Source organism: Thiolapillus sp. (genome assembly GCF_048562965.1).
In the GTDB taxonomy this organism is placed as follows: domain Bacteria; phylum Pseudomonadota; class Gammaproteobacteria; order Chromatiales; family Chromatiaceae; genus Thiolapillus; species Thiolapillus brandeum_A.
The window spans coordinates 1-1,483 of record NZ_JBHNMF010000738.1; the positions used below are offsets into that span (position 1 = coordinate 1).

The 1,483-nt window shown below is 58.5% G+C and carries 1 protein-coding gene; it reads left to right on the forward strand.

All coding sequences use genetic code 11. The features are described 5' to 3' along the window. Positions 1-35 precede the first annotated feature (35 nt). Positions 36-1,430, forward strand: coding sequence for a TrbI/VirB10 family protein (locus ACOCD2_RS19670; protein ID WP_293646574.1), 1,395 nt, complete (start codon positions 36-38; stop codon positions 1,428-1,430). The last annotated feature ends 53 nt before the right edge of the window (positions 1,431-1,483 follow it).

A 1,483-nucleotide genomic window follows, 5' to 3' on the forward strand; every position in this document is an offset into this window, starting at 1 on the left:
GCCGGCCGGTTATTGGGCGCGCAAGGAGTAAAAAGATGCCTGAAACCAACGAACAGATGGCCCCGGAGGCATCGCCTGGCGCTGTAGGGAAGAAGGCCGGTGTCCGTCGGGTGAACAACATGCCGATGTACATCATCGGTGGTGTCCTGGGAACGTTTCTCCTCATGATGATGCTCGTGGCCATAGACCGCGCTTCTCAGCAGGGCATCAGCGAGGAAGAAGAAAATCCGGTAGCGGCAAACATGGCGATGGCCCTGGGCATGGTGGGCGATAGGGAGGGCCTTATTCCAGCGGCAAAGCCAGTGATCCCCGAAATGCCAAAAGGGCAGCCACAGGAAATCGTGGTGGCCAAACCTGTCGATCCGAGACGGCCGCCGTTGCCGCCACAACAGCAGTTGCAACCGGCACTGAAACAGCCGGAACGCGACGAAGAAGCAGAAAAGATTCGTGCGGCAAAGTTCGCTATGTTCCGGGAGGCTGTGCAATCAAAATCGGGAGTGCAAATGTCGGCACCCCGCAGTACAGGGTCCCGCTATAAGGCAGGCAACAGCACGCCACGTAACAGGGATGAGATGGTTCGTCGGATTGAGGCGCTTCGCAGGGAGGCGTCAGCAATCGCTGTCGATGACCCGACAGCCGCGTACAGAGCACGCCTGGCAGCTGCCAGACAGATCGTGGAGGAACAGAACGGCGGGGCGTCGCCGGCCGGATCTGGCGGCGGCTCGCCCCTGTTGATCCGGGCGGCGGCATCGTCGGCAGACGGATACGGACAGTTCGGTAATCAAGAGGGTGGAGACCGTTGGACGTTGAACGCCAGGATGGATATGCCATCGACCCCGTACATGCTGCGAGCGGGCTTTGTGATACCCGCTACGCTGATTTCGGGTATTAACTCCGACCTGCCGGGTCAGATCGTCGCTCAGGTCTCTCAGAACGTCTACGACACGCCTGTGGGACGCTACCTGCTGGTGCCCCAGGGATCAAGGCTGATCGGCTCGTATGACAGCAAGGTGGCTTACGGGCAGGGCAGGGTGCTGGTGGCCTGGCAGCGCATCGTGTTTCCGGATGGCAAGGCACTGGATATGGGTGCGATGCCCGGATCGGACGGCGCGGGTTATGCCGGCCTGGCCGATAAAACCAACAACCACTATCTCCGGATATTCGGTTCGGCGTTCCTGATGTCGGCAGTCACAGCCGGCATCACACTGAGCCAGGATAACGGGAACAGTGATAACAACGATAACAGCAGGCGCGCCAGTGATGCGTTGAGTGAGTCGCTGGGGCAACAGCTCGGGCAGGCAACGGCTCAGATGATCACAAAGCACCTGAACATCGCGCCGACGCTGGAGATTCGACCGGGGTTCCGTTTCAACGTCATTGTCACGAAGGATATGGCATTTTCAAAGCCGTACCAGGCATTCGATTACTGAAAGTAAATTTTAGCGGCTAAAATAAGGAGATCAGACCATGAGGATCAAAGTAA